At 68.9% G+C, this 8811-nt stretch carries 7 protein-coding genes; all 7 read right to left on the bottom strand.

What is annotated here, in order from left to right; genetic code table 11:
* Positions 1 to 534: 534 nt before the first annotated feature.
* Positions 535 to 1626, bottom strand: a complete 1092-nt coding sequence (locus ACLARN_RS22035) for a hypothetical protein (RefSeq protein ID WP_409493327.1) — start codon at positions 1624 to 1626, stop codon at positions 535 to 537.
* Between the two features lie 129 nt (positions 1627 to 1755).
* A complete protein-coding gene (locus ACLARN_RS22030) occupies positions 1756 to 3135 on the bottom strand; it encodes a replication-associated recombination protein A (RefSeq protein ID WP_409493326.1) in 1380 nt (459 codons plus the stop codon).
* A gap of 43 nt (positions 3136 to 3178) precedes the next feature.
* The gene (locus tag ACLARN_RS22025; protein WP_409493325.1) at positions 3179 to 4027 is read right to left on the bottom strand and encodes an SGNH/GDSL hydrolase family protein; all 849 of its coding nucleotides are present in this window, start codon (positions 4025 to 4027) and stop codon (positions 3179 to 3181) included.
* A 74-nt stretch (positions 4028 to 4101) separates the two neighbouring features.
* Complete coding sequence (locus ACLARN_RS22020) at positions 4102 to 5283, bottom strand: phosphotransferase (protein WP_409493324.1); 1182 nt, start codon at positions 5281 to 5283, stop codon at positions 4102 to 4104.
* 79 nt (positions 5284 to 5362) lie between these two features.
* Positions 5363 to 6304: a DUF389 domain-containing protein gene (locus ACLARN_RS22015; protein ID WP_409493323.1), complete on the bottom strand. Its 942-nt coding sequence runs from the start codon at positions 6302 to 6304 to the stop codon at positions 5363 to 5365.
* A complete protein-coding gene (aspS, locus tag ACLARN_RS22010; protein ID WP_409493322.1) occupies positions 6304 to 8076 on the bottom strand; it encodes an aspartate--tRNA ligase in 1773 nt (590 codons plus the stop codon). The genes ACLARN_RS22015 and aspS overlap by 1 nt, the downstream gene beginning before the upstream one ends.
* Positions 8077 to 8176: 100 nt before the next feature.
* Complete coding sequence (gene merB / locus ACLARN_RS22005; protein ID WP_409493321.1) at positions 8177 to 8749, bottom strand: organomercurial lyase; 573 nt, start codon at positions 8747 to 8749, stop codon at positions 8177 to 8179.
* Between the last annotated feature and the right edge of the window lie 62 nt (positions 8750 to 8811).

Raw genomic sequence — 8811 nt, 5'->3', positions numbered from 1 at the left:
AACCAACGTCTCCACTCAGGACTCGGTTACAAGACCCCCAGCGAGGTCTACACCGAGTACCTAAACCGGCAGCAAGCAGCGTAGGTCAAGCCACCAAGCAGCTGTCCGGGAAGATCGAGGCCCCTCAATCCTGGCCTGCCTCACCCACAACCTGCTCCGCGCCACAGGCTGCCTCACCAGCGTCTTCCACGCCAAAGCCCGCACCGGAACCCTGCGCCGACACCTGATCACCATCCCCGCCCGCATCACCCGCACCGCCCGACACATCACCCTGCGACTACCAGCGAACTGGCCCTGGCAAGCCGCCTACCAAGGCCTCTTCACCGCAACACACCGAACACCCTGACCACCCGCCCCAACAACCAGACCACAGTGGACACACCGGATGCGACGGCCGGCACCCCACCCCGCCCACCAACCGGACACATGATCAACAACCGCCATCAAGATCAACCCACAACCACACCGGTGGATCCAGGCTCAACGTCCCCAGTCCTCCGTCGATCAAGCACAGGCCAGTCGAGTGGGGAAGATTCAGGACTTGTCCGCCTCGGCGGCGGCGAAGATGTCCGTTTCCAGGAAGATCCGCCACCGCTCGGGGGATTCGCCCTGCAGGGCACGATAGGCGGCGGCCTGAACCTGGCTGCCGGACCTCGCCCTGTTCCAGATCTCCCGGACCAAGGGACCCTCCTGGAGGTTCCTCGCGTAGCGGGCATCGATACCGACGACGGCGGCGGCGCGCACCTTGATGGCGTCCACCTTGTCCTTGGCCGCGGCCTCGAAGATGCCGGTGTCGATGAAGGCCTGCCACTGCTCCGGCGTCCGGCTGTAGCAAGCCTGGTACCAGACCTCGGAATCCTCAGGCACCAGGTCACGGGTCCAGATGTGCTGCACGAAGTACTCGTCCGTCAACTGCGCGGCCAGGGCCGGGTCCATGCCGACGACCGCGGCGGCCTTCACCCGGGCGTCGCGAAGCTTCTTTTCCGCGGCCTCCTTCTCGGCCGCCTCCTTCGCCGCGTCCAAGTCGCGTTGGTGCTCGACGAAGATGCCGCGAAGGATGAACTCCTTGTGCTCCGCCGGCGTTCCGCTGTAAACGGTGCCCGCGGCGGACCGCACGAACGATCCCCTGGCGGCCCGCTCCCACAACGCGAAGACGAAGTTCTTGTCGTCCTGGGCCAGCAGGATCGTGGTCAGCTCGAAACCGAGCAGCGTGGCGGCGGGCTGCCGCTCCGCGCGCCGGGCCTGGTAGACCGCTTCACGGTCCAGGTCCCGTTGATGTGCCTCGTAGATCCAGGCACTGAGGAACGACGAGGTCCTGCCGCTGTTGTAGGCATCGAGCGCTTCGAACTGAACGTCCCGCGCGATCTCGCCTCGCTGCTTCGCAGCCCTGTAGATCTCGTAGACGAAGTCGCGTTCACTGATCCGCAGCAACTCCGGGGTGATCGCGAGCCCGACGACGGCGGCCGCGTTGGTGCGCAACTCTTCCGGCGTCTGCGCCGCGGCGGACGAGGCCCCGGCCGGAGCGGCGGTCGCCACCGCGGGGGCGAGAACACCGGTCATCACGGTCATTGCGGTGAGAACGGCGACGGAGGACGCCATCAAGCCGCGAACTTTGGACTTAGCCATAGTCATCATAGTTGAGGCTGTCAGTTCGTGCTGCTCGCCGAGCTGGTCGAGCACGAGGAATCCCCCACCCAGATCGACAACCCGGTGATCCCCCAGCCATCAGGGATATATCCCCAAGATCGACGAACGTTACCGATCTGCTTGTCGTTCGCCCCGGACGGTGCGCCGCAACTTCGGCACCCGCTCGTACAACGTCCGCTCCGCCCCGCGCTGGGTCGGTTCGTAATAGTCCCGTCCGACCAGTTCGTCCGGTGGATACTGCTGTGCCAGAACACCTTCCGGCACTTTTTGCGGATGCCGGTAGCCCTTCGCGTTGCCGAGCTTCTCGGCTCCCGCGTAGTGCCCGTCACGCAGATGCGGTGGCACGGTCCCGATCCGCCCGGACCGGACGTCGGACAGGGCGGCGTCGATCGAGGTGACGATGGCGTTCGACTTCGGCGCGGTCGCCAGGTGCACGGTCGCCTGCGCCAGCGCGAGACGACCTTCGGGCATCCCGATGAACTGCACCGCGTGCGCCGCCGCGATGGCCGACTGCAGTGCCGTCGGGTCGGCCATCCCGATGTCCTCGCTCGCGTGCACGACCAGCCGCCTTGCCAGGAACCGCGGGTCCTCCCCCGCTTCGATCATCCGCGCCAGGTAGTGCAGCGCGGCGTCCACATCGGACCCCCGGATCGATTTGATGAACGCGCTGATGACGTCGTAGTGCTGATCGCCGTCGCGGTCGTACCGCACCGCCGCTTTGTCCACTGTGGACTCGACGATGGCGAGATCGATCGTCTTGTGCTCGGTCGCGCTCGCGGCGTCGGCGGCGGCTTCCAACGCGGTGAGCGCGCGCCGGGCGTCGCCGGTGGCGAGCCGCACCAGATGGGCCCGCGCCTCTTCGGTCAGCGTGAGTTCGCCGCCGAGACCACGTTCGTCGGTCAGCGCGCGGTCGATCAGCGCGACGATGTCGTCGTCGGTCAACGGCCGCAGCTGCAGCACCAGCGACCGCGAGAGCAGCGGGGCGACGACGGAGAACGACGGGTTCTCCGTGGTGGCCGCCACCAGCAGCACCGTCCGGTCCTCGACGGCGCCGAGCAGGGCGTCCTGCTGCGTCTTGGAGAACCGGTGGACCTCGTCGATGAACAGGACGGTGTTCTCGGCGTTGTAGTTCCGGCGGCGCCGGGCCTCTTCGATGACCCCACGCACCTCCTTCACTCCAGCCGACAGCGCCGACATCGCCACGAACCGGCGCCCTGTCGCGGCTGAAACGAGGTTCGCGAGCGTGGTCTTGCCGGTCCCCGGCGGACCGTAGAGCAGCACAGACGCGGGAGCGGCGCCTTCGACGAGCCGCCGCAGCGGCGCGCCCTCGCGCAACAGGTGCTGCTGGCCGACGACCTCGCCGAGCGACCGCGGCCGCATCCGCACCGCCAGCGGCGAACCGGCCGGCAGGGCGACCTCCCTCGGCTCGTCCTCCTCCGGAGGCGGACCGAGGTCGGGGTTCACGGTGAAGAGTTCGTCCTGTGCCACGGTGTCGACGGTAGCCGTTGCCACCGACGTTCTCTGGCACAGGTCAGCGCAGCCGCTCCCGGAACGAGTGCCACATGATCACGGCCGCGTACGGCACGAACTCGCGACCCCGACGCCACACCCACGGCACGCCCTTCAGCACCAGCCAGCCGAGGTGTCCGGCGGTGCTCGGCTCCACGCCTCCCGAGCAGGTCAGGCTCACGGGGCACGGCACCGCGAAGCCGGCCTCGGCGAGCCGTTCGGTGAAGCCGGTCGCCAGCATCCGGTGCCCGAGTTCCGACGGGTGCAGCCGGTCGACACTCCACGCGGTGAGGTCGTAGGCGCCGGGCAGCAGTTCCAGGTCGAGGCACGGCACACCCTCGCGCTCGACGACGCCGCCGATGGCGGCGTTCAGTTCGGCCACCCGCTCGCTCAGCGCCCGTCGCAGCGACTGCGGGAGCCGGAACACCTTGCCGTGATCGTGGTAGCGCACCGGCACGACGATGGTGCCGACGGCGGCGAGCGAGTGGATCACCTCGGTGAGGTCCGCGGCGATCTTCTCGGCGCTGAAATCGGGCCGCAGCGTGTCGTTCATCCCCGCCACCACCAGCGCGACGTCCGGCCGGTGCGCCACGGCCGCGGGAAGCTGCTTCGTCAGCACGCACCCCATGCGCGCGCCGGTGAACGACGGGTTCAGGTAGCCGTTCGGCTCGACACCCAGTGCCTCGGCGACGAGCGGGCCCACCCCGCGCCAGCCGCCTCGGTTCGGCAACGGGTCACCCAGGCCCACGGCCGTGGAATCGCCGAGTACGACCAGTCTGCGAGCGGACCGGGGTCCGGCCGGGGCCGTGGGGAGGAGGGGTTCGGGACTCGGAGTGACTTCGACACTGATCACGGTCACGGTAGACACCATCGGCCACGCAGACTCACCTGCGGTGATGCCTGGGTAACGCGACGAGGACGGTCGAGCGAAAAGTCCGTGCGGTGTTACCGGAACGCGGGATAGAACGCGAGGTCCGCGTGCGGCCCCAGCCTAGCGCCCAGCGCGGCGGCGACCCGGGTGGCGTGCTCGGAGATGTCCGTCAGGCGGGCACGCAGCGAGTGCTTGGCCAGCTCCCGCCACCAGGTCACCAGCGCGGCCTCCCTGCTGATCGGCGTGGCGTGCCGGTGCAGGTCCAGCTCCGGGAGGATCTCCCAGGTGATGATCCACAGCAGCAGCAGCTGACCGTCCATCAGATGCTCGGCCAGCGCTTCCTCGTCCGCGAGCCCTGGCCAGACCGAGACGACCTCGGACCGCCACGCCGCGATCATCGCCTCGCTCATCCCCGGCGGCAGCGCCAGCGCGTCGGCGGTCGACGCGAACGGCAGCCGCAGGTACGCCGCGTCCATCAGGGTGCTGCGCACCCGGCCGCGTTCGAAGTCGAGGAACCGCACTCCATCGCTGGTCACGAGGTTGTTGTCCGGGCTGAGATCGACCGGGCTGAACGCGCGGTAGGACGGCGAACCCGCCCGCTCGGCGACCTCCATGACCCGCCGCTGCACCGGCTCCGGCGTCTCGACGTCGAGCAGTTCCTCCAGCAGTCCCGGCAGCTGGGCGCAGACCGCGGGCAGCGGCGCGTCCTCGTTCTTGACCGGGCCGCCGAGACGGCGCAGCAACGCGTTGAAATCGGGCTCACGGCTCGCGGTGCTCGCGTGCAGCCTGCCCAGCGACCTCGCCCAGGACAGCAGCGCGCGTTCGGCTCCGCGAGCGTCACGGGCGTGGAGCTTGTCGTGCAGCGTCGGGACGCCGCCGAGGTCCTCGATCACCAGGACGCGATACCGGCCGTCGTGCGCCAGCAGTTCCGGGCACATCCGGTCCTCCGGCGCGAGCGCGGTGAACAGCTGGTAGCTGACCGCCTCCTGCGCGAACGGGTCGGGGCGTCCCGGTTCGGGCGGATCGGGGTAGTGCTTGATGACCAGGGTGCGTGGCAGCGCGAACGGCGACGACGCCACCCGCGCCCGCACTACCGTCGCCGGGCCGCTGCCGGCGAGGTCTTCGGGTGCGACGAGGGTGATCGCGCTGCCGAATCGGCGTGAAAGGACCGACTCGCCGGCAGCCATTGCGGCTGCGACGGCCAGGGTTTCGGCTCCGACTGTCGAATCATCGGCAGAGGAGGTATCGACTGTCATTGCCACCGACCCTACTCGTGACTGAGCAACCATGACCACTGAGATCCGGGCAATCGCGCGCACTGGCGCGATTGCGGTGTCATCCACGTGAAAGCGGACGTTCCGTCACCCTCGATCGTTGCCCGCGACGGCGCAACATCAGCACAATGGCCGCAGCTGCAACGATTCCGATGAGATTGACCAGCAGCTGACCGGCCGAATACAGGCACCGGTCCCACTGACTGGCAACCGCCGCGACCACCGCGTACCCCGCCGCGGGCACGGTGGTCACCGAGATGAAAACACCCACCAGCGCGGCGGATTTGGCCGAAGTCATGGAAAGCATCCCCGCCGCGCCCGCGAGCAGCGCGACGATCAGCGACGCGATTCCCACCTGGTAAACGAAATCGACCTCGTGGTTGTCCGCGAGCTTGCTCACCTCGAGCACTCCGGTGGCGTTACCCACCAGCACCACACCGAGCGTGATGGCCATGGCGATCGGGAATCCGCCGAGCAGCGCCACGGCGCCCTGCTTCACCAGATCACCCCGGCGCAGCACCAGTCCGATCGCGATGGCCGCCAGCGGGCCGAATTCCGGCCCGACGACCATCGCGCCGACGATGGTGACCGACGAGTTCGTGAGCACGCCGACCGCGGCCAGCAGGCACGCGATGGTCAGGAACGCCTGAAATGTCCAGGTAAGCCGGGATTCCTCGCCGCTGCGGCCGACGAGTTCCTGCCACACCACCGCGTCCGCGGCCTCCCCCGGCGCGTCCTCTTCGGCCTTGTCGGCCGCGTCGGACACCGCGGTGTCGAGCGCTTCCAGCGTGATGCCGCCGGTGTGGTCGAGGTCGAGCCCGCACAGCGACTCGACAATCCTGTCGGCCGCCTCGCGGGCGACGTCGGCCTCGATCAGGTCACCCTCGGGCGCGACCGCCACCCCGCGATGCACGATGAGGTGGGCGGTCCCGGGGTGTGCCCGCAGGATCCGGATCGCTTCTTCGGTCCGCTCCGGCGGGCACACGGCCCTGAGATGAAGCATCAGTTCTTGGCAGGCGGTGCGGGCTTCGCGTCGATGCCCGCTTCCTTGCGCTGCTCCGGCGTGATCGGCGCCGGTGCGGCGGTCAGCGGGTCGAATCCGCCACCGGTCTTCGGGAACGCGATCACGTCACGCAGCGAATCGGCCTTGGCCAGCAGCATGACGATCCGGTCCCAGCCGAACGCGATGCCGCCGTGCGGCGGCGGGCCGAAGGCGAAAGCGTCGAGCAGGAAGCCGAACTTCTCCTGCGCCTCCTCCTCGCCGAGGCCCATCAGGTCGAACACCTGCTTCTGCAGTTCCTGCTGGTGGATACGGATCGACCCGCCGCCGATCTCGTTGCCGTTGCAGACGATGTCGTAGGCGTAGGCCAGCGCGCCGCCGGGGTCGTCGGCGAGCTTGCCGATCCACTCCGGGGTCGGCGAGGTGAAGGCGTGGTGCAGGGCCTTCCACTTGCCGCTGCCGACCGCGACGTCGTCGGACTCCTCGGCCGAGATGAACATCGGGAAGTCGACGACCCACACGAACGACCAGGCGTTCTCGTCGATCAGGCCGAGACGGCTGCCGATCTCCAGCCGGGTGGCGCCGAGCAGCGAACGCGCGTCGGCTGCCTTGCCGGCGGCGAAGAAGACACAGTCACCCGGCTTGGCGCCGACGGCCTCGGCGACGGTCTCGCGCTCCTTCTCCGAGAGGTTCTTCGCGACCGGCCCGCCGAGCGTGCCGTCCTCGTTCACCAGGATGTAGGCGAGCCCGCGGTGACCGCGCTGTTTGGCGAAGTCCTGCCAGGCGTCGAGGGTGCGGCGCGGCTGGTCGGCCCCGCCCGCCATCACGACGGCGCCGACGTACGGCGCCTGGAACACGCGGAACGGGGTGTCGGCGAAGAACGCCGTCATGTCGGTGAGCTCGAGATCGAAGCGCAGGTCCGGCTTGTCCGAGCCGTACTTCTCCATCGCCTCGGCGTAGGTGATGCGCTGGAACGGCCGGGGGATCTCGGCACCGATCAGCTTCCACAGCGCGGCGACGATGTCCTCGCCGAGCGCGATGACGTCGTCCTGCTCGACGAAGCTCATCTCGATGTCGAGCTGGGTGAACTCCGGCTGCCGGTCGGCGCGGAAGTCCTCGTCCCGGTAGCAGCGCGCGATCTGGTAGTACCGCTCGAGCCCGCCGACCATGAGCAGCTGCTTGAACAGCTGCGGCGACTGCGGGAGCGCGTACCAGGAACCGGGCTTGAGGCGGGCCGGGACCACGAAGTCGCGGGCGCCTTCGGGGGTGGAGCGGGTCATGGTCGGGGTCTCGACCTCGACGAACTCCTGCGCGTGCAGCACCTCGCGGGCCGCGCGGTTGACCTCGCTGCGCAGGCGCATCGCGGCGGCGGGGCCGCTGCGGCGCAGGTCGAGGTAGCGGTGCTTGAGGCGCACCTCTTCACCGACGTCGACCCGGTCGTCGATCGGGAACGGCAGCACGGCGGCCTCGGACAGCACCTCGAGTTCGGTGGCCAGCACCTCGATCTCGCCGGTGGGGATCTCGGCGTTGGCGTTGCCCTCCGGACGCTTCGAGACTTCGCCGACGATGCGGAGGCAGTACTCCGAGCGCAGCTGGTGGGCGCGCTCGGCCATCTCACCCTCGCGGAAGACGACCTGGCTCACGCCGCTGGCGTCCCGCAGATCGATGAAGATGACGCCGCCGTGATCGCGCCGCCGAGCCACCCATCCGGTGAGGGTGACCGTCTGACCGGCGTGCTCGGCACGCAAGGTGCCGGCTTTGTGGGTGCGAAGCACTGCGGGTGCTCTCCTTCGGCATCACGTTCTGCGATTCGACGGCTTTTCGCCGACGTCAAAGGCTAACGAATCGCCCCGGATGCCTCGCGACCAGGTGTTCTCAGATCGTCGGCCAGGCTTCCAGCGCGGCGACCATCCACCGGGTGTGCGCCAGGTAGTCGGGCACGGACAGGACACGGGCGTCGATGTTCTCCAGCAGCCAGCCCGCGGCCGCCTCCTTCGAGGCGAAGAACTGCGTGCAGACCAGCGCCTCGACGTAGTCCTGGCCGAGGGTGAGGTCGACACCCGGCAGCCGCGACGCGGCGACGACGGCGTGCGGCGGGTCGACACTCAGCACCCTGTCCCGGGTGAAGTGGACGCGGACGCGCGCTCCAGTCGCCGGGCAGACCGCATCCGCGTGCACCGGTTCACCGGTGGCGACGGCCAGTAGGAACAGGTCCACCCGGAACAGGTCGGAACCCGCCGGGCCGGGCCGCGGGCCGCGGTCCATCACGACCAGGCCGTCGCGGATGACGAAACCCATCAGGTCCATCAACCGGTGGGCCTCGGCGGCGTCCATGCCGACGGTGGCGGCGAGTCTGCCGATGGCGATGGGGTGTTTGCCCGCTCTGGTCAGCTTGGTCGCGGCCCAGGCGATGCGGACAGCGGCGGTGCGGTCAGTCCGGGTGGTCAACAGGCACCTCCTCGCCTTCGTCCCTTCGAGATTAATCACGAAAAGGATTTCCGCCAAGTGAC

It is taken from the genome of Amycolatopsis sp. cmx-11-12, from assembly GCF_046269425.1.
Lineage (GTDB): Bacteria > Actinomycetota > Actinomycetes > Mycobacteriales > Pseudonocardiaceae > Amycolatopsis.
This window is presented reverse-complemented; position numbering and strand designations above follow the sequence as displayed.